The sequence below is a fragment of the Anoxybacillus sp. ST4 genome, from assembly GCF_019448545.1.
Classification (GTDB): Bacteria; Bacillota; Bacilli; order Bacillales; family Anoxybacillaceae; genus Anoxybacillus; species Anoxybacillus pushchinoensis.
Genome location: NZ_JAHZOE010000008.1, coordinates 44,545 through 62,226 on the forward strand (window position 1 = coordinate 44,545; position 17,682 = coordinate 62,226).

Annotated in this window: 23 protein-coding genes; 16 read left to right on the forward strand and 7 right to left on the reverse strand. The window is 42.6% G+C overall.

Annotation, left to right across the window (positions count from 1 at the left end; translation table 11 throughout):
* Positions 1 to 33: 33 nt before the first annotated feature.
* The 4 genes from K1I44_RS07420 (at position 34) to K1I44_RS07435 (ending at position 4,064) form a co-directional block, all read left to right on the forward strand.
* Positions 34 to 1,143: a DUF445 domain-containing protein gene (locus tag K1I44_RS07420; RefSeq protein ID WP_219985762.1), complete on the forward strand. Its 1,110-nt coding sequence runs from the start codon at positions 34 to 36 to the stop codon at positions 1,141 to 1,143.
* A 62-nt stretch (positions 1,144 to 1,205) separates the two neighbouring features.
* Positions 1,206 to 1,550, forward strand: coding sequence for a YlbF family regulator (locus K1I44_RS07425; RefSeq protein ID WP_003395645.1), 345 nt, complete (start codon positions 1,206 to 1,208; stop codon positions 1,548 to 1,550).
* A gap of 72 nt (positions 1,551 to 1,622) precedes the next feature.
* Positions 1,623 to 2,483, forward strand: a complete 861-nt coding sequence (locus tag K1I44_RS07430) for a Cof-type HAD-IIB family hydrolase (RefSeq protein ID WP_003395643.1) — start codon at positions 1,623 to 1,625, stop codon at positions 2,481 to 2,483.
* Positions 2,484 to 2,552: 69 nt separating this feature from the next.
* Positions 2,553 to 4,064 carry a coproporphyrinogen III oxidase gene (locus K1I44_RS07435; protein ID WP_219985789.1) on the forward strand — a complete coding sequence of 504 codons (1,512 nt, stop codon included), beginning with the start codon at positions 2,553 to 2,555 and terminating at the stop codon, positions 4,062 to 4,064.
* An 8-nt stretch (positions 4,065 to 4,072) separates the two neighbouring features.
* Here K1I44_RS07435 and K1I44_RS07440 read toward each other — a convergent pair whose 3' ends face one another.
* Positions 4,073 to 4,258: a YhzD family protein gene (locus K1I44_RS07440; RefSeq protein ID WP_003395639.1), complete on the reverse strand. Its 186-nt coding sequence runs from the start codon at positions 4,256 to 4,258 to the stop codon at positions 4,073 to 4,075.
* Positions 4,259 to 4,379: 121 nt separating this feature from the next.
* Here K1I44_RS07440 and K1I44_RS07445 point away from each other — a divergent pair, with 121 nt between their 5' ends.
* The 3 genes from K1I44_RS07445 (at position 4,380) to K1I44_RS07455 (ending at position 6,346) form a co-directional block, all read left to right on the forward strand.
* A complete protein-coding gene (locus K1I44_RS07445) occupies positions 4,380 to 4,547 on the forward strand; it encodes a sporulation YhaL family protein (protein ID WP_003395637.1) in 168 nt (55 codons plus the stop codon).
* 102 nt (positions 4,548 to 4,649) lie between these two features.
* On the forward strand, positions 4,650 to 5,726 hold the full coding sequence (gene serC / locus K1I44_RS07450; RefSeq protein ID WP_003395635.1) for a 3-phosphoserine/phosphohydroxythreonine transaminase: 1,077 nt from the start codon (positions 4,650 to 4,652) through the stop codon (positions 5,724 to 5,726).
* Between the two features lie 98 nt (positions 5,727 to 5,824).
* Positions 5,825 to 6,346: a tryptophan transporter gene (locus K1I44_RS07455; RefSeq protein WP_003395633.1), complete on the forward strand. Its 522-nt coding sequence runs from the start codon at positions 5,825 to 5,827 to the stop codon at positions 6,344 to 6,346.
* A 46-nt stretch (positions 6,347 to 6,392) separates the two neighbouring features.
* On the opposite strand, the gene yhzF is transcribed toward K1I44_RS07455, so the two are convergent.
* On the reverse strand, positions 6,393 to 6,575 hold the full coding sequence (gene yhzF, locus K1I44_RS07460) for a membrane protein YhzF (RefSeq protein ID WP_003395631.1): 183 nt from the start codon (positions 6,573 to 6,575) through the stop codon (positions 6,393 to 6,395).
* A gap of 134 nt (positions 6,576 to 6,709) precedes the next feature.
* Here yhzF and K1I44_RS07465 point away from each other — a divergent pair, with 134 nt between their 5' ends.
* On the forward strand, positions 6,710 to 7,309 hold the full coding sequence (locus K1I44_RS07465) for an HTH-type transcriptional regulator Hpr (protein WP_003395629.1): 600 nt from the start codon (positions 6,710 to 6,712) through the stop codon (positions 7,307 to 7,309).
* Here K1I44_RS07465 and K1I44_RS07470 read toward each other — a convergent pair.
* Positions 7,289 to 7,630 (reverse strand): YhaI family protein, encoded by a 342-nt coding sequence (locus tag K1I44_RS07470; RefSeq protein ID WP_219985763.1) that lies wholly within the window; start codon positions 7,628 to 7,630, stop codon positions 7,289 to 7,291. The genes K1I44_RS07465 and K1I44_RS07470 overlap by 21 nt on opposite strands.
* Before the next feature lie 135 nt (positions 7,631 to 7,765).
* On the opposite strand from K1I44_RS07470, the gene K1I44_RS07475 reads away from it, so the two are divergent.
* Positions 7,766 to 7,945, forward strand: coding sequence for a hypothetical protein (locus K1I44_RS07475; RefSeq protein ID WP_003395624.1), 180 nt, complete (start codon positions 7,766 to 7,768; stop codon positions 7,943 to 7,945).
* Between the two features lie 36 nt (positions 7,946 to 7,981).
* On the opposite strand, the gene K1I44_RS07480 is transcribed toward K1I44_RS07475, so the two are convergent.
* Complete coding sequence (locus K1I44_RS07480; protein ID WP_009362001.1) at positions 7,982 to 8,074, reverse strand: YjcZ family sporulation protein; 93 nt, start codon at positions 8,072 to 8,074, stop codon at positions 7,982 to 7,984.
* Between the two features lie 164 nt (positions 8,075 to 8,238).
* Here K1I44_RS07480 and K1I44_RS07485 point away from each other — a divergent pair, with 164 nt between their 5' ends.
* Entirely contained in the window at positions 8,239 to 9,072 is an 834-nt protein-coding gene (locus K1I44_RS07485; RefSeq protein ID WP_003395623.1) for a peptidylprolyl isomerase, read from the forward strand.
* Between the two features lie 43 nt (positions 9,073 to 9,115).
* On the opposite strand, the gene K1I44_RS07490 is transcribed toward K1I44_RS07485, so the two are convergent.
* Positions 9,116 to 9,535: an HIT family protein gene (locus tag K1I44_RS07490; protein WP_219985764.1), complete on the reverse strand. Its 420-nt coding sequence runs from the start codon at positions 9,533 to 9,535 to the stop codon at positions 9,116 to 9,118.
* A 406-nt stretch (positions 9,536 to 9,941) separates the two neighbouring features.
* Between K1I44_RS07490 and K1I44_RS07495 the strand changes: the two genes are divergently transcribed.
* Together K1I44_RS07495 and K1I44_RS07500 are read left to right on the forward strand one after the other, a co-directional pair.
* Positions 9,942 to 10,685, forward strand: coding sequence for an ABC transporter ATP-binding protein (locus K1I44_RS07495; RefSeq protein ID WP_091701977.1), 744 nt, complete (start codon positions 9,942 to 9,944; stop codon positions 10,683 to 10,685).
* A complete protein-coding gene (locus K1I44_RS07500) occupies positions 10,678 to 11,865 on the forward strand; it encodes an ABC transporter permease (protein WP_219985765.1) in 1,188 nt (395 codons plus the stop codon). Before K1I44_RS07495 ends, K1I44_RS07500 begins: the two co-directional genes overlap by 8 nt.
* Before the next feature lie 16 nt (positions 11,866 to 11,881).
* Here K1I44_RS07500 and K1I44_RS07505 read toward each other — a convergent pair whose 3' ends face one another.
* Entirely contained in the window at positions 11,882 to 13,054 is a 1,173-nt protein-coding gene (locus K1I44_RS07505) for a M20 family metallopeptidase (protein ID WP_219985766.1), read from the reverse strand.
* Positions 13,055 to 13,150: 96 nt separating this feature from the next.
* Between K1I44_RS07505 and K1I44_RS07510 the strand changes: the two genes are divergently transcribed.
* Positions 13,151 to 13,519 carry a rhodanese-like domain-containing protein gene (locus tag K1I44_RS07510; protein WP_219985767.1) on the forward strand — a complete coding sequence of 123 codons (369 nt, stop codon included), beginning with the start codon at positions 13,151 to 13,153 and terminating at the stop codon, positions 13,517 to 13,519.
* A gap of 14 nt (positions 13,520 to 13,533) precedes the next feature.
* Here the strand turns inward: K1I44_RS07510 and K1I44_RS07515 are convergent, their stop codons facing one another.
* Positions 13,534 to 14,040, reverse strand: coding sequence for an antibiotic biosynthesis monooxygenase family protein (locus K1I44_RS07515; RefSeq protein ID WP_219985768.1), 507 nt, complete (start codon positions 14,038 to 14,040; stop codon positions 13,534 to 13,536).
* A gap of 182 nt (positions 14,041 to 14,222) precedes the next feature.
* On the opposite strand from K1I44_RS07515, the gene hemE reads away from it, so the two are divergent.
* Genes hemE through hemY form a run of 3 tightly spaced genes read left to right on the forward strand, consistent with a single transcriptional unit; the run spans position 14,223 to position 17,642 of the window.
* Entirely contained in the window at positions 14,223 to 15,272 is a 1,050-nt protein-coding gene (hemE, locus tag K1I44_RS07520; RefSeq protein WP_219985769.1) for a uroporphyrinogen decarboxylase, read from the forward strand.
* 7 nt (positions 15,273 to 15,279) lie between these two features.
* A complete protein-coding gene (hemH, locus tag K1I44_RS07525; protein WP_219985770.1) occupies positions 15,280 to 16,227 on the forward strand; it encodes a ferrochelatase in 948 nt (315 codons plus the stop codon).
* Positions 16,224 to 17,642 carry a protoporphyrinogen oxidase gene (gene hemY / locus K1I44_RS07530; protein WP_219985771.1) on the forward strand — a complete coding sequence of 473 codons (1,419 nt, stop codon included), beginning with the start codon at positions 16,224 to 16,226 and terminating at the stop codon, positions 17,640 to 17,642. The genes hemH and hemY overlap by 4 nt, the downstream gene beginning before the upstream one ends.
* Positions 17,643 to 17,682 lie beyond the last annotated feature (40 nt).

Sequence of the window (17,682 nt, forward strand, 5' to 3'; positions counted from 1 at the left end):
TTAGAGCAGTTCATTAGTAGAAGGGAGATCGTTATGGGGCTTTTTCTTTATTTACTTTTTATGATGGCTGTCGGAGCGTTCATCGGGGGAATGACGAATTCGCTTGCGATTAAAATGCTTTTCCGTCCATATCGTCCCATTTATATCGCAGGAAAAAGACTCCCGTTTACCCCTGGACTTATTCCGAAGCGGCGAGAAGAGTTAGCGGAACAGCTCGGACGCATGGTTGTTGAGCATTTATTAACAGCGGACGGCTTGCGCCGAAAGTTAAACGATGAAACGTTTATTCGCGATATGACGAACTACGTGCAAGAAGAAGTAGAAAAATGGCTTCAATCCGACGAAACGGTTGCGTTTTGGTTAGAGCGGATGGGTATAAAGCATCCGCAACAAATGGTTGAAACGTGGATCGAAACAAAATATAACATGATGATGATGCAACGTGGTGAACTTCCGCTCCATGCAGCGATTCCGAGCGAGCTATTGCAAAAAATAGATGACGCCATTCCTGCCATTGTCGATCGTTTATTGCTCCGCTTGCGCGCATATGTAGAGAGCGAGCAAGGGGAACGGCAGATAGAGCATATGATTCATGAATTTTTACAAAGCCGTGGTATGTTTGGCAATATGATTCAAATGTTTCTTGGCAACGTTAGTTTAGCGGATAAAATTCGTCCAGAAGTCGTGAAGTTTTTGCAAAGTGATGGGGCAAAACAATTGCTTGTGCAATTATTTACAAACGAATGGGAAAAAGTAAAAGCGATGCACGTCCATGACGTTGAACAGTTTGTCGGTCGTGAAACTGTTGTCGGATGGTTGAAGCGATTGACGTCGGCGATTGTGCAAGAGCCGTTGCAACAGCCGCTCGGTCCGCTTGTTGCCCCGTATGTGCGCTCTTCTTTGCCGCAGTTTGTACGCTTTTTTTTACAGTTTGCATCTGAGCGATTGGAACAATGGATGGAGCGGTTGCACTTGCAAGAAATTGTGCGAGAAGAAGTAGCTTCGTTCTCTGTTGAACGGCTAGAAGAGATGATTTTAACGATTTCGCGCCGCGAGTTTAAAATGATTACGTATTTAGGTGCTTTGTTAGGCGGAATCATCGGGCTCGTCCAAGGATGTGTTGCATTTTTCGTTCAATTGTAGACATACGGCGGCCGCTTCGCTCATATCGTAAAAAGAAAGGGAAAAGGAGAGGAGCGTGTCGCATGAACGTCCTTCAAGCTATTCATGAACTTTCGACAGCCATCCGTATGAGCGAACCATTTATGGAACTTCGTCGCGCATATGAGCAAGTGCAACGTGACGAAACAGCACATCAATTATTTGCGCGATTTCGCACGCTACAAAAACAGTTGCAACAAAAGCAAATGAATGGATTACCTGTGAGCGATGCGGACGTAGAGATGTTACAACAACATTTGCACGTCATTGAAATGAACGAAAACATCGCGCGTTTAATTCGTGCAGAAGAGCGGTTAAACGAGTTGTTTGCACAGGCGATGGCTGCGATGATTCAGCCGATTGAACAGCTATATGATGGGCACTCATGAAAAATGAGTGTTCTTTTTTTTATACCCTTGTCATACGTATGAATGAAGACACGACATCAAGGGGGGACGATCATGTATAAATTACTTGCGTTAAACATTGACGGCACGTTATTAAAAACAAATGGAAAGCTAGAGAAGAAAACGAAAGAAGCAATCGAATTTGTAAAGAAAAAAGATGTATATATTACATTGATGACATCAAGAAACTTTTTGTCCGCTAAAAAAGTAGCGAAAGCGCTCAAATTAGATTCGTATTTAGTGACGTTTCAAGGTGCGCTCATCGCAAAGTCGCTAGACGAAAAGCTGCATGAGTCAGTCATTCCAGCACAAAAAACGTTTGATATTGTGCATGTGCTTGAACATTTTAACTGCAATGTACGCTTACTTCATGAGCGGTATTCGATCGGAAATCGAAAAAAAATAAAAAACAATATGGTTGCGAAAACGATTTTAGGAGATCCGTTTTTTTATCCAGCTCAATTTGTTGATTCGTTAAGTGATGTGTTGCGAGACGATCCAATTGATGTGATGAAAATTGACGTATTTTATTCGGATGAAGAGGAACGTGATGACATTGTCGAAACGATTGAACAGGCGTTTCCAGAGCTTGCGATCACGATAAGTGAAGGGAAAATTGAACTGTTCCAAAAAGGTGTATCAAAACAAAACGGACTCATTCGCCTCGGAAACGAACTCGGTATTTCATTGAAAGAAATGGTCGTCATCGGGGATCAAATTGATGATATGCCAGCTATCGAAGCGGCTGGACTTGGCGTCGCGATGGGGAATGCGCCGAACGAGGTGAAAGCTGTGGCGGATTGGGTGACACGTTCAAATGAACAGCTTGGTGTTGCATATATGATTAAAGAACATTTTCGTAAACAACATCGTCCGCAATTTTTACGGCAAATTCGCACGATAGAGAAAAAATAATTTCCGTTTCTTGACGAGCTTTTCGCTTCTTCTGTACACTTAAATGAGCTTAATACTTTGAAGCGAAAGGTGATTTCATTGCGTATTGACATTTGTGGACTCGATCCGGTTGAACGTTTTCAACGTTCACTTGAGGTCATTACCGGTTTATTTTTTGAAGAGCGAACAGTTTCATTTATGCCGACGGGAGAAGCTAACGTGCGAGTGACGATTGTCGTACGACATGAGGAGCAACTTGTCGTTACAGGAACGTTGCATGATGAACATGATCGCACGTGCTCCGCCCGTTATGAGCGAGCGTGGAAGACGACAGAAGAAAAAGGACGCATGAAGCAAGTGAAGCATGCGGTTTCGTATATATATTTAACATTACTGCAGCAGTATACAGGTTTTGTGCAGCAATGGGGCATTTTAACGGGCGTTCGTCCGGTAAAGTTGCTGCACCAAACATTGCGGTCTGGTGTAACAAAAGAGGAAGCGCACCGTCAACTGCGCGAAGATTATTTAGTGACGGATGAAAAAATTCAGCTTATGCAACAAATTGTTGACCGTCAGTTGACGGTCGTCCCTGATCTTTATGACTTATCAAAAGAAGTGAGCATTTATATCGGCATTCCGTTTTGTCCGACGAAATGTGCATATTGTACGTTTCCGGCATATGCTATTCAAGGAAAGCAAGGATCAGTCGATGCATTTTTAATTGGATTGCATTATGAAATGGAGCAAATTGGGCGATTTTTACGAGAGCGCAACATTCCGATTACGACAATTTATTACGGTGGCGGAACACCGACAAGCATTACTGCAGAAGAAATGGATGCGTTATATGCCCATATGTATCGCGTTTTTCCAAACGTTGAGCGGGTGCGTGAAATTACAGTTGAAGCAGGAAGACCAGATACGATTACGCCAGAAAAGCTTGCGGTGTTGAAAAAATGGAACATCGACCGCATTAGCATTAATCCACAATCATATATTCAAGAAACGTTGCGAGCGATTGGTCGCCACCATACTGTTGATGAGACAATCGAAAAATTTCATCTTGCGCGTGCAGCAGGCATGAACAATATCAATATGGATTTAATTATCGGGTTGCCGGGGGAAGGTGTTGAACAGTTTTGTTATACGCTTGAGCAAACGGAAAAGCTTATGCCGGAGTCGTTGACGGTGCATACGTTGTCATTCAAGCGCGCTTCAGAAATGACGAAAAATAAAGAGAAGTATAAAGTAGCTGATCGCGATGAAATTAGTGAAATGATGAAGCGAGCAGAGCAGTGGACGAAAGAAAAAGGATATGTGCCGTATTATTTATATCGTCAAAAAAATATTCTCGGCAATTTAGAAAACGTCGGTTATGCTTTGCCAGGCCAAGAAAGCATTTATAACATTATGATCATGGAAGAACAGCAGTCCATTATTGGACTGGGATGCGGTGCATCAAGCAAGTTCGTGCATCCTGAAACAAAAGCCATTACCCATTTTGCCAATCCGAAAGAACCGAAGGCGTACAATGAAAATTATGAACACTACACAAAAGAAAAATTAAACATGATGGAACAATTTATTTTAGCCCCGAGATGATCGGGGCTTTATCGATGGAATAAAATGAGTTTGCCGCTCGATGTTGTGCAGCGATGCGTTTTATGTTCAAGCTGTTTTTCTTTTAATTTTTGTTCCCCTATTCGCTTTGCCTCCTCATCGTTTGCCGCAGTAAATGTTTCATCGAGCAATTTTTCACCCGTTTTTTCAAACACAGTAAGCGTGTATACGTTCATCTTCCCAACCCCTTTCTTTCGCATATATTCGCTCCTTCACAACTATTTCCTTCTTTTATGCGTCTATTTTTTCGCTTATTTGCATATGTGTAAAGTAAGACAAGCTTAAAGGAGGATGTTTATGCTTATAACGTTGCTTATTGTCGGTATTGTGATGAGCGGATATATGGCGATTCGCGCGGCTAGGGAAGAACGGAAAATAGATGAGACGTTGCTTGAGAAAGAAGGGGAAGTGTATATGGAACGTATTCGTCAAGCGCGCGCACAGCGACAGAAGGCCTTGGAATAACAAGGTCTTTTCTTTTTTAAAAAATTCTCAAAAATTTTTCTTCATTTTTTTATGTTTCATGTTAGGATATATATTATTACATGATACGAGGGGGAGAAAAGTGTGAAGCGAACGTACAACTTTAATGCTGGGCCTTCCGCGTTGCCGCTTGCTGTGTTAGAACGAGCGCAAAAGGAATTGCTCAACTTTCAACAAACGGGCATGTCTGTCATGGAGTTAAGCCATCGAAGCAAAGAATATGATGCTGTGCATGAACGTGCGGAGATGTTGTTGCGTAAGTTAATGAATATCCCAAACACGCACGATGTCCTCTTTTTACAAGGAGGGGCAAGTTTGCAATTTTCGATGGTGCCGATGAACTTGCTAAAAGAAGGGGAAGTTGGCAACTATGTACTGACGGACTCATGGTCGGATAAAGCGATGAAAGAGGCAGAAAAAGTAGGGGCAACGCACGTCGCAGCTTCGTCGAAAAAGGAGAAATATACATATATTCCGACGAATATCGAATTATCCGAACGCCCTGCTTATTTGCATATTACGTCAAACAACACGATTGCAGGAACACAATGGCGTGAATTTCCAAACGTTTCTGTCGACTTGATCGCAGATATGTCGAGCGATATTTTAAGCCGTGACATTGACGTGAGCCGTTTTGCGCTCATTTATGCAGGGGCGCAAAAAAATTTAGGGCCTTCAGGTGTGACGGTCGTCATCATTCGGAAAGATTTGTTGCAAAAAGGGGACGATCGTTTACCGACTATGTTGAATTATCGCACGTATAGCGAAAGCCGTTCATTGTACAATACGCCGCCAACGTTTGCGATTTATATGTTATCGCTCGTACTTGAGTGGGTAGAGGAACAAGGTGGCGTCCAAGCGCTCGAAAAGAAAAATGCAGAAAAAGCGGCGATGTTGTATCGCTGTATTGATGAAAGCGACGGTTTTTACAAAGGCCATGCTGAAAAAGAAAGCCGCTCGCATATGAATGTCACATTTACGTTGCCGACGGAACATCTCACTAAAGCATTTTTAGCGCAGGCAAAAGAAAGCGGGTTTATTGGATTAGCTGGCCATCGTTCAGTCGGAGGGTGCCGCGCGTCAATTTATAACGCTGTTGATATAGAAGCGTGTGAGGCGCTAGTGCAGTTTATGGAAACGTTCCGAAAAAATATTTTTTGAAAATTTTTATTTTACCTTGGCACTTTAAAGTGCTATAATATTGTTAAACTTGCTTACAAGCTGAGAAGAGAAAAGAATGAGATGAGGAGAGATGAGAAATGAATACGAGAACGTTAGTGTTGTTATCGCTTTTTGTTGGGATCGGTGCTGTGCTTCACACGGTCATTCCGGGCTTTTTCTTCGGAATGAAGCCGGATATGATGTTGACGATGATGTTTTTAGGCATCATGCTTTTTCCGAACAAAACGGCTGTTAGTTTACTAGCTATCGCCACAGGGATCATTTCTGGAGTAACGACAAGTTTTCCGGGTGGATTTATTCCGAACGTCGTTGATAAAGTGGTGACGGCTGCGCTCTTTTTTGGATTGTTTATGCTGTTTAAGGCAAAAGCGACGCCAGTGAAAGCGGCATTGCTTACTGCTGTCGGCACATTCATTTCTGGGGCGACGTTTTTAGCTGTCGCATTAGCCATCGTTGGCTTACCAGGGGGAGCGACGTTTGGCGGTCTATTCGTTGCTGTCGTCATTCCAACGGCGTTTGTCAATACGATTGCGATGATCGTCATTTATCCGATCGTTCAGTCGCTTATGAGACGAACATATACCGTTCCACAACAATAATAAAAAGAACCCGATCGTTTCTGGTCGGGTTTTCCTTATATCATTCTTACTGCATACGAACGAGTAAAAGAGTGAGGGCGATAAAAAAAAGGGCGAGGGTCCCGAATACGCTTATGCGTTGCTTTAATACTTTTTTCGGGGGATACATGCGCGCTTTATTTAATATAGAAAACGTAGCAATCGTGAAATACAAAAAGATGAGACCAATTGTCGCCGTCGCGATGACCATGCTCGTTCCTCCTAGTTCAAAAAGTGTATATTAAAATTTATTAAAAAATTCTAATATTTAATACTTTATTATTTATTGTTTTACTGGCATAATAAAAGATAAAACAAAGGAAATACGAAAAAGTGGGTGGAGAGATGAAAAGCACGGAACGACATTATTCTGTCAAAGAGGCGATGTTATTTAGTCAAAGGGTTGCCCAATTAAGCAAAGCGCTATGGAAGTCAATTGAAAAAGATTGGCAACAATGGATCAAACCGTTTGATTTAAACATTAACGAGCATCATATTTTATGGATTGCATACCATTTAAAAGGAGCATCTATTTCCGAAATTGCGAAGTTTGGTGTTATGCACGTATCGACCGCATTTAACTTTTCGAAAAAATTAGAGGAGCGGGGATTGTTGTCGTTTTCGAAAAAAGAAGACGATAAACGAAATACGTACATCGAGTTGACGGAAAAAGGGGAAGACATTTTATTGAAATTAATGGAGTCGTATGATCCGAAACGGACGTCTGTACTTCAAGGCATTCAGCCGTTGTATGAATTGTACGGTAAATTTCCAGAAATGTTAGAAATGATGTGTATGATCCGAAATGTGTACGGGGACGATTTTATGGAAATTTTTGAGCGTTCTTTTCAAAATATTGAACAAGAGTTCGTGGAAGAGAACGGGAAGTTGAAAAAGAAAGATGAGCCAAAAGAAGAAGTCGCTTCATTTGTTGAACGTATGTAATAACTGTTGAAACTCGTTCATGAGTGGAACGAATAGTTGTTGTTTTTGTAACGCATCAATCGTCTCAGCTAGCGGAAGGTTCGGATGAAGCGCACTCGCAAATTCAGTAAAGAGCGAGGTGAAAATCACGAATCCTTCCTCTTTTTGTTGTTTATATTGTTCAGTTAATTGTTCGCACAGTCGCAGCGTGTCTTCGACTTCTTTTTTCGTTAAGCCATAGCGGATGACGAGCGCATAAAACGGCTTTGTTTCTGGTGAGATCATGTCTAACATGAGCGAACAATAGTATTCTAATTTTTCAATGCGCTGTTCAATGCTCATCTTTCGAAACTCCTTTTCTCTACTTGTGTGTATTATTTTACAGGATTTGTTGCATAAATGAAATGCTATTATTGATTTATCGAAAAAATCGTTGTAAATTAGGGGAGTAAATACATAAAACAGGAGGGGAATCGTTTGGCTCTTTATTTTATACCCCTTGCGACCATTGTACTGCTCATCGTTAATCAGCTAACGAATTCACTTTGTATTCAAAAAGAAATTCCTGAAGAAAAACAGCCGAAAGTATTTCGAACGATTAACGTCCTTATTACCATTTTACTCATTTCTTCCTACATCGAAGTGTTGTTTACGTGAAAAAGCTGACAGCGTTCCTGTCAGCTTTCCTTTCGATTAGTATAACCAAGCTGCACCAACGATAATTAATAAAATAAACAACACAACGATTAACGCAAATCCGTTTGCATATCCTACTCCTGCACCCATAGACGACACCTCCTTTCGTATATGAAGGCGTTGCGACGCTTTGACAATGTATTGTATGTAAAAAGAAGCGAAAATGTATGGGCGCACTCGCGGTTTATTTTAGCTTTCGGAAAAAATATGGTATAGTATGTTTTGTGTACATTTATAGATAGGAGTTGTGGGAAATGAAAAAATGGACAGTTGCCATGTCGGCAGCAGCGATGCTTGCGCTTTCGGCTTGTAATAACGGATCAGAAGTTGTTGTCGAAACGAAGGCAGGCAACATTACAAAAGAAGAGCTATACAACGAGATGAAAGAACGTTTCGGGAAAGATGTGTTACGCGATCTCGTTCATGAAAAAGTGTTAAGTAAAAAATTTAAAGTGACGGACGAAGAATTGAATAAGGAAATTGAAAATTTAAAAGAAATGTACGGTATGCAATATGATTTAGCGGTGCAGCAAAACGGCGAAGAAGCCATTCGCAACATGGTAAAACTCGATTTATTACGCCAAAAAGCAGCGATGGAAGACATGAAAGTAACGGATGAAGAATTGAAAAAATATTATGATGAATATAAGCCGAAAGTGAAAGCAAGTCATATTTTAGTTGACGATGAAAAAACAGCAAAAGAAATTAAAGCAAAATTAGAAAAAGGTGAAGATTTCGCGAAATTAGCAAAAGAATATTCAAAAGATACCGGCTCTGCTCAAAACGGTGGCGATTTAGGTTGGTTTGGACCTGGCAAGATGGTCGAGGAGTTTGAAAAAGCAGCATATGCTTTAAATAAAGGGGAAATTAGCGAACCGGTAAAAACGCAATTCGGTTACCATATCATTAAAGTGACAGATAAAGAAGAGAAAAAATCGTTCGATGAAATGAAAGAGCAAATTGAATATGAAGTGAAAAAAAGCAAGCTCGATGCATCGAAAGTACAATCGAAGCTCGATCAGCTTATGAAAGATGCCAATGTAGAGATTAAAGACAAGTCGTTAAAAGATGCATTAAAGAGCGAATAAGTCGGTTTGAAAAAGAAGGTGCCCTTTTTAGGACACCTTCTTTCTATAGAGCTTGCTTAATTTGTGCGGCGATGTCTTGAAGTTGATCGAACGTATAGTAGCTTTGATGTGACCGCCATACTGCCCCGAAGCCATCTCCCTTTCCGTAGCGTGGGATGATGTGCATATGATAATGGAAGACCGTTTGCCCAGCGATTTCTCCATTGTTGCTTAAAATATTAATGCCTTCTGGAGAAAATTGTTCGCGAATCGCATTGGCGATTGTAGGGACGACTTCAAAGACACGCTGGGCAAGTTCAGGTGTTAATTCATAAATGTTTTCTTTATGTACTTTCGGTACGACAAGCGTATGCCCTTTTGTCACTTGACTAATGTCTAAAAAAGCGATGACGTGATCATTTTCAAATACTTTTGCACAAGGAATATCACCGTTTATAATTTTACAAAAAATACAGTCGCTCATGTTTACGCCACCTTTCTTTCCATTTTGTCTTCATTTTACCACAATGATGGCTATTGGAGAAACGGAAAGAGCAGGATGCGCATCGCATCCTGCCCACTGAAGAGGGAACTTCATGATTACGTGTCTTTTGGGAACACCTCATTTACGAGTAGAATCAGTTACGCGTTTGTGAGTACGATGTTGTTCAAGATGACCATCCCCTTTTTAAGGGAGTGTTTTCGTTGTTACAGGCTAGCTTATTATGCGGCCCGTAGACACCTCATTTCATCATGTTCTTGAACTTGCTTTGTTGCTCACTGCGACTTGCTACTTGTTTGTCCCTCTTCGCTACTTATCATAACCCGTTTTTCTTTTCATTATTCATTTGTTAAAATAAAAAATAATTACATAAGAAAGGAAAACGACGATGGCGTTATTACAAGTTCAACATATAGTCGGGGGCTATACGAAACAAAACGTTTTAGACGACGTATCGTTTACTGTCCATCAAGGAGAAGTTGTCGCCTTAATCGGGTTAAACGGGGCAGGAAAAAGCACGACGATTAAACATATCATCGGCTTGATGCAACCACGAAAAGGGTCGATTACGATGAATGGAATAACTTTTCACGATGATCCGAAACAGTATCGTGCCCAATTTACGTACATTCCCGAAATGCCTGTTTTATATGAAGAATTAACGCTTGAAGAGCATTTGCGCCTCACTGCCATGGCGTATGGCATCTCAAATGAGCAATACGATCAGCGAGTGCCGCAGTTGCTACAGATGTTTCGACTTGAGAAAAAATTAAGGGCGTTTCCTGCGTTTTTCTCTAAAGGGATGAAACAGAAAGTCATGATTATGTGCGCCTTTTTAATAGACGCTCCACTCTATATTATTGATGAGCCATTTGTCGGGTTAGATCCGCTCGCCATTCAAGCGTTACTACAGCTTATTGATGAACGGAAAAAACAAGGGGCAGGCATTTTGATGTCGACGCACATTTTAGCGACGGCAGAGCGATATTGTGACTCATTCGTTATTTTGCATAACGGTCAAGTGAAAGCGTGCGGCTCATTGCCGATGCTTCAAGAACAGCTTCATATGCCTCATGCGACGCTCGACGAAATATATATCGAATTAACAAAGGAAGAGACGAACGATGATTGATGGAAAACAGTTGTGGAAAGAGCGGCTTATTGCCTATGTAGCACAAGTGAGACGATATGGTCGGTATATGTTTAATGATCATTTGCTTATCGTGTTGTTCATCGCCGTTGGAGCGGGGGCGTACGTGTATAAGCAATGGACCGATTCGTTGCAACAGTTTCCATACGCCATAGTCGCATCGATCATTTTCGCCTTTGTATTAACGTCAAGCGGGGTGCGGACGCTGCTGAAAGAAGCGGATACCGTTTTTCTTCTTCCGGTTGAAAGAAATATGCGCCCGTATTTTTTTCGCGCCGGCGTGTATAGTTTTGTCGTGCATATGTCCATATGTATGATGATCGCGATCGCTCTTTTTCCGCTCCATCGTACATTTTCTAGTCAATCTTTCGTTTTGCTATGTGTCGTGCTTTTTCCGCTAAAAGGATGGAATATGCTCGTTCAATGGAAAGAAGATGCTTTCTCACAGCGGTCATTATTTCATCGTTGTATTCGCTTTTTGTTGAATGTCATGGCGATGTATTTTTTTCTTGTCGGCGCTTACGCTTTTGTCGTCACAATGGCAGTTATAATGATGATCGTTGCACGATACATAACAAGAAGTGTCAAAAACATCCCATTAAAGTGGGACGTGTTGCTCGAAGATGAAACTAGACGGATGCAGTCATTTTATCGTGTCGTTCATTTATTTGTTGACGTTCCACATTTGCGTAAAACGGTAAAAAAGCGCTATTGGCTATCTCCGCTGTTACGTATCGTTGATCGGGCGACGAAGCAAGCGTACACATATTTACATGTGCGGACGTTTGTGCGAAGCGGGGAATATTTAGGGATTGTTACCCGATTAACAGCGATTGGCGCTATATTTATTTACACGATACCGACAGGATATGTATTTTTTTCATTGTTGTTCACTTATGCGACGGCGCTACAGCTATTGCCGCTTTTTTCTCATCATCGCAGCCATCCGATGCTTGCTTTATACCCGTTAACTATGACGAAGCGACGTCAATCTGTGTTGGGTATATGGCTTATTGTATTCGGCATGCAAACGGCTCTATTTACAATGTTGTCTACGTTCATCGTATCACTTTCGGCAGGAACGGCTGTACTTATAGCAGAAGGGTTGCTTTGCACCCTGCTCATTATGTATGTAAAGAAAAAATGGAAAGAAGCGGAATGAACACCGCTTCTTTTTTTTATTTCATATATTCTATCGCGGCTAACCCAAGCGTTTTTGCGGCAATAAGCATGGCGCGCTCATCAAAATCAAATTTTGGATGATGGTGTGGATAAGCGTTCGTCGTCGTTTCTGCTTTTGCACCTGTAAAGAAAAACGTTCCTTTGACATGTTGTAAATAATAGGCGAAATCTTCCCCACCCATATGGGGAGCGATTTCTACAACGTGAGTGACGTCTTCTACTTCACGGGCAATGGAGACGAGAAAAGCCGTTTCTTTTTCATGATTTACGACAGGTGGATAACCGCGCGTATAACTATATTTATATGTACAATGGTTGGCGATACACGTTCCTTTGACAATTTGTTCAATTTCTCGTTCAATATCGTTTCGCACTTGTTCAGAAAACGTACGTACTGTTCCGACTAACGTTGCCCGATCAGCAATGACGTTGAATGCGTTGTCAGATATGAATGATCCGATTGAAACGACAGCAGGTTCGAGTGGATTGACGCGCCGGCTAACGATTTGTTGCAAGTGTAGCACAAGTTGCGCTGCTGTAACGATCGCATCTTTTGTTTTATGAGGCTCCGCTCCATGCCCACCCGAACCTTTGACGACGATTTGAAAGCGGTCTGCGGCTGCCATGATCGGTCCGGTACGATATTGAATGACACCTGTCGGCTCTGTTGCCCATAGGTGGGTGCCAAAAATCGCGTCGACCCCTTCTAAACATCCGGCTTCAATCATCGCTTTTGCGCCACCCGGTGCGTATTCTTCTGCATGTTGATGAATGCAAACGATCGTTCCGCTCCAATGGTCACGCAGTTCATGAAGCGCTTTGGCAAGAACGAGTAGTGTCGCCGTATGTCCGTCATGACCGCATGCGTGCATGACACCTGGGACGGTTGATCGATACGGAACATCTTTTTCATCTTGAATCGGGAGAGCGTCAAAATCAGCCCGAAGCGCCACCGTTTTTCCACCTTTTTTCCCCGCGATCGTCGCAACTACTCCGTTCCCCCCGACGTTCGTTCGCACAGGAATGCCGAGCTGTTTATAGTAGTCGGCGATGTACGCTGCCGTTTTATACTCTTGAAACGATAGCTCGGGGTGTTGATGCAAATGACGACGAATGGCCACCATGTCGTTATAATATTCGTGAAGCTTAGCAAACAGTAACGTTTTCATGCGTCCCGCTCCTTCTGTTTTTTACCATTATACCATCGTTGACAAACAGACGAAAACGGGGTAATATACCCATATACGTATTTAGGAGGAGAAAATATGAGCACATGGGTCAATGTTTTCCTTATTCTTGTACTCATTTATTTTGTCGCGACAAAAATGTTGCCGACAAAAGGTGTGGAGCATATTACGCCGGATGAATTAAAAGAGAAGTTAAAACAAGCGAAAGACCGCCAGTTTATTGATGTACGTACGCCGGCGGAGTATCGCGCACGCAACATTCGTCAATTTAAAAATATTCCGCTTCATGATTTATCCAAAAGATTGGATGAATTAGACCGTGACAAAGAAACGATCGTCATTTGTCAAAGCGGTATGCGCAGCAATCAAGCGGCAAAAATATTAGTGAAAAACGGATTTAAGCGCGTTGTGAACGTTCGCGGCGGGATGAACGCTTGGAATGGATGAAGGCTGATGGTGCATCAGCCTTCTTTTACGACCGTATATGTCGTCACATAAGATGGACGAGGGAAAATAGAGCGTTGTTGATCGATGCCTTCTTCAGTCCCGCGTTTTTGATGAGCTTTTTCGTATGCTTTTGATTGTTGCCAACGACGAAAGGCGCTTTCGCTTTCCCATATCGTCATAATGACGTACGTATCGCTTTTTAACGGACGTAAGACGCGAATGGCGACAAAGCCAGGTTCTTTTTCAATTAAACGCGCCCGCTGATTGAAGCGATGTTCAAATAGCGGTCTTCCTTCATCGGTAACAGGAATGTTATTACAAACGATAAACTCCCCTTCGAGCAATCCAACAGCATCTAGCACTTCATATGGACGCGGCTCATGAAATACAGATTTCCCTTCTGTTTCATGAATGAGCATGCCATTGTCCTCATTACATGCGAGCAACATGCGCTCATTTGGATGCTGATCGCGTAACTGTTGTAAGTAGTCGATTGTTCCATTTGTCATAAATACGTACATCCACCCATCACCTCTTTCTATTTATTATTCATATTTTACCACTTTCTTTTCTTCTTGGCGATTTCATGAACGTTGCGTATTATTACTACCCAGACGGTGAAAAAATCGGTATAGTTGTGTTAGTGGAAACAAATGAACAGTTTCGTTACACTATAATATAAGCGATTACATATGTAGAGAGGATGGACATAATGATTAAAAACGATACATTTTTACGCGCTTGTCGCGGAGAAGCAACGGAATACGTCCCAGTTTGGTATATGAGACAAGCCGGACGTTCGCAGCCAGAATATCGGGCTTTAAAAGAAAAATATTCCCTTTTTGAAATTACTCATCAACCAGAGCTATGTGCGTACGTGACGCGTTTGCCTGTCGAACAATATAACGTCGATGCGGCGATTCTTTACAAGGATATTATGTCACCGCTTCCAGCAATCGGGGTTGACGTGGATATTAAAGCGGGAATTGGACCGGTCATTAGCAACCCGATTCGTTCACTTGCGGATGTGGAGCGCCTCGGTGAAATCGACCCAGAAAGTGATGTACCGTACGTGCTTGAAACGATTCGTCTATTAACGAAAGAGCAATTGACCGTTCCGCTGATCGGTTTTGCTGGTGCGCCGTTTACATTAGCAAGCTACATGATTGAAGGCGGCCCTTCGAAAAACTATAATAAAACGAAAGCGTTTATGTACGCTGAACCGAAAGCATGGTTTGCGCTTATGGACAAGCTAGCGGATATGACGATTCGTTACGTCAAAGCACAAATTCGCGCTGGGGCAAGTGCGATTCAAATTTTTGACTCATGGGTTGGAGCGGTAAACGTTGCTGATTATCGACAATTTATTAAACCAACGATGGAGCGCATTTTTACAGCGCTTCGCGATGAAAACGTGCCGCTCATTATGTTCGGTGTCGGTGCAAGCCATTTAGCGAAAGAATGGCATGACTTGCCGCTTGACGTCGTGGGTTTAGATTGGCGTTTATCAATTCGTGAAGCGAAAGACATGGGACTAACGAAAGCGCTGCAAGGCAACTTAGATCCAGCTGTATTGCTTGCGCCATGGGAAGTTATTGAAGCGCGTGTGAAGCAAATTTTAGATGAAGGAATGGCGCATGAAGGTGGGTACGTATTCAATTTAGGGCATGGTATTTTCCCGCAAATTCAGCCAGAGACGTTGAAACGGCTCACAGCGTTTATCCATGAATATTCAGCAAAAAGAAAAGGATGAATGAACGATGTCAAAAAAAGTCATGGGACTGCTTGTGATGGCGTATGGTACGCCATACAAAGAGGAAGATTTAGAGCGATATTATACGCACATTCGACACGGTCGTAAGCCGTCAGAAGAAATGTTGGCCGATCTTCGTGAACGCTATGAAGCGATTGGCGGGATCTCCCCGCTTGCGGCCATTACGAAACAACAGGCGGAAAAGCTTGCTGAACGGCTGAATGAAGTGCAACATGACGTTGAATTTCGCGTATACTTAGGGTTGAAGCATATTGAACCGTTCGTTGAAGATGCCGTTCGGCAAATGTATGAAGACGGCATTACAGAAGCAGTTTCGATCGTATTAGCCCCACATTTTTCGACGTTTAGCGTCAAATCGTACAACGGACGAGCGAAAGAAGAAGCGGCGCGTTTAGGTGGACCGACATTGACGTGTGTGGAAAGTTGGTATACTGAGCCAAAATTTATTCAATATTGGGCAGATCGAGTGAAAGAAACGTATGCAGCGATGTCTGAGCAAGAGCGCAACAAAGCGGTGTTAATCGTGTCAGCGCATAGCTTGCCTGAAAGAATTATTGCTATGGGAGATCCGTATCCGAAACAGCTACAAGAAACAGCGGATTTGATTGCGAAAGAAGCAGGCGTTTCTGAATATGTAATCGGATGGCAAAGTGCAGGGAATACGCCAGAGCCGTGGTTAGGCCCTGATGTGCAAGATTTAACGCGACAATTGTACGAAGAAAAGAAATACGAGGCGTTTGTATATGTTCCAGCTGGATTTGTCGCGGATCATTTAGAAGTGTTATACGATAACGACATTGAATGTAAGCAAGTAACGGATGAACTTGGCGTCAGCTACTATCGTCCACCGATGCCGAATGCGCATCCGCAGTTTATTGACGCCCTTGCAACAGTTGTTTTAAACCATTTACGTAAAGAAGGCGATTCGCTATGAAAAAGAAAGTCGTCATTATTGGCGGTGGAATAACGGGATTGACGGCTGCGTATTACTTGCAAAAAGAAGCGCGAGAAAACAAGTTGCCGATTTCGTGTGAATTAATCGAAGCGAGCCATCGACTTGGCGGGAAAGTACAAACGGTTTATCGCGATGGATTTATTATTGAACGCGGTCCAGACTCTTTTTTAGCACGAAAAATGAGCGCTTCACGTCTTATTCACGAAGTCGGGCTTGAAAAAGAGCTTGTGCATAACACGGCCGGGCAATCGTACATTCTCGTGAATCGAACGCTACATCCGATTCCGGGCGGGGCGGTGATGGGTATCCCGACAAAACTTGCCCCATTTGTTGTGACGCGTCTTTTTTCTCCATTTGGCAAACTGCGTGCAGCTGCTGACTTTGTGTTGCCGCCGTTAAAAACGGAAGGAGACGTGTCGCTCGGTCAGTTTTTCCGCCGTCGTCTTGGCAATGAAGTCGTTGATCGGCTAATTGAGCCTTTATTGTCGGGAATTTACGCTGGTGATATTGACAACCTTAGTTTAATGGCAACATTCCCACAATATTTCCATTTAGAACAAAAACACGGCAGCCTCGTATTAGGGATGAAACGATCGATGCCAAAGCAAAAAACGAAGCAAAAGAGTGACAAAGGCATTTTCCAAACGTTAAAAACAGGGTTGTCATCGCTCGTTGATGCGATTGAGCAAAAGCTCGAAAAAGGAACAGTGCATAAAGGGATACGTGTCGAGCGGATTGAAAAGATAGATGACCGATACGTGTTAACGTTAAGCAACGGAGAGAAAAAAGAAGCGGATAGCGTCATCGTTGCAGTTCCGCATCAATCGTTGACATCCCTTTTTCCAAATGAAACGATGTTTTCTTCTTTTGAAACGATGCCATCTACCTCTGTGGCAACGGTCGCATTAGCCTTTCCGAAAGAGGCGGTAGCAAAAGATATGAACGGAACGGGATTTGTCGTTTCGCGGGATAGCGACTATACGATTACTGCATGTACGTGGACGCATAAAAAATGGCCGCATACGACACCGGAAGGCTACGTGTTGTTGCGCTGTTATGTCGGGCGCCCTGGAGATGAAGCGATTGTCGATCAAACAGACGATGATATTGTCCAAGTAGTGATGGACGATTTAAATAAAGTGATGAACATAACGACGAAACCGATGTTTTCGATCGTGACGCGTTGGAAACAATCGATGCCGCAATATACTGTCGGTCATCGCGAACGTATCGAACGAGTGAAAAGTGATATGAAACAGTATTTTCCAGGTGTCTTTTTAGCCGGAAGTTCATATGAAGGTCTCGGTCTTCCAGATTGTATCGATCAAGGAGAAGAAGCAGTAAAAAAGGTGCTGCATTACTTTTCTTATACAAAGGAAAAGGTGTCTTCTTAAATAAGGCACCTTTTCTATTGCAAGTGCACGTGATGTATGT

Bases quoted from the DNA above. Each gene is read 5' to 3' on its own strand.
- K1I44_RS07420 (WP_219985762.1), top strand. From the start codon at position 34: ATGGGGCTTTTTCTTTATTTACTTTTTATGATGGCTGTCGGAGCGTTC.
- K1I44_RS07425 (WP_003395645.1), top strand. From the start codon at position 1,206: ATGAACGTCCTTCAAGCTATTCATGAACTTTCGACAGCCATCCGTATG.
- K1I44_RS07430 (WP_003395643.1), top strand. From the start codon at position 1,623: ATGTATAAATTACTTGCGTTAAACATTGACGGCACGTTATTAAAAACA.
- K1I44_RS07440 (WP_003395639.1), bottom strand. From the start codon at position 4,258: ATGAACGTATACACGCTTACTGTGTTTGAAAAAACGGGTGAAAAATTG.
- K1I44_RS07445 (WP_003395637.1), top strand. From the start codon at position 4,380: ATGCTTATAACGTTGCTTATTGTCGGTATTGTGATGAGCGGATATATG.
- K1I44_RS07455 (WP_003395633.1), top strand. From the start codon at position 5,825: ATGAATACGAGAACGTTAGTGTTGTTATCGCTTTTTGTTGGGATCGGT.
- yhzF (WP_003395631.1), bottom strand. From the start codon at position 6,575: ATGGTCATCGCGACGGCGACAATTGGTCTCATCTTTTTGTATTTCACG.
- K1I44_RS07465 (WP_003395629.1), top strand. From the start codon at position 6,710: ATGAAAAGCACGGAACGACATTATTCTGTCAAAGAGGCGATGTTATTT.
- K1I44_RS07470 (WP_219985763.1), bottom strand. From the start codon at position 7,630: ATGAGCATTGAACAGCGCATTGAAAAATTAGAATACTATTGTTCGCTC.
- K1I44_RS07480 (WP_009362001.1), bottom strand. From the start codon at position 8,074: ATGGGTGCAGGAGTAGGATATGCAAACGGATTTGCGTTAATCGTTGTG.
- K1I44_RS07485 (WP_003395623.1), top strand. From the start codon at position 8,239: ATGAAAAAATGGACAGTTGCCATGTCGGCAGCAGCGATGCTTGCGCTT.
- K1I44_RS07490 (WP_219985764.1), bottom strand. From the start codon at position 9,535: ATGAGCGACTGTATTTTTTGTAAAATTATAAACGGTGATATTCCTTGT.
- K1I44_RS07495 (WP_091701977.1), top strand. From the start codon at position 9,942: ATGGCGTTATTACAAGTTCAACATATAGTCGGGGGCTATACGAAACAA.
- K1I44_RS07500 (WP_219985765.1), top strand. From the start codon at position 10,678: ATGATTGATGGAAAACAGTTGTGGAAAGAGCGGCTTATTGCCTATGTA.
- K1I44_RS07505 (WP_219985766.1), bottom strand. From the start codon at position 13,054: ATGAAAACGTTACTGTTTGCTAAGCTTCACGAATATTATAACGACATG.
- K1I44_RS07510 (WP_219985767.1), top strand. From the start codon at position 13,151: ATGAGCACATGGGTCAATGTTTTCCTTATTCTTGTACTCATTTATTTT.
- K1I44_RS07515 (WP_219985768.1), bottom strand. From the start codon at position 14,040: ATGTACGTATTTATGACAAATGGAACAATCGACTACTTACAACAGTTA.
- hemE (WP_219985769.1), top strand. From the start codon at position 14,223: ATGGACATAATGATTAAAAACGATACATTTTTACGCGCTTGTCGCGGA.
- hemH (WP_219985770.1), top strand. From the start codon at position 15,280: ATGTCAAAAAAAGTCATGGGACTGCTTGTGATGGCGTATGGTACGCCA.
- hemY (WP_219985771.1), top strand. From the start codon at position 16,224: ATGAAAAAGAAAGTCGTCATTATTGGCGGTGGAATAACGGGATTGACG.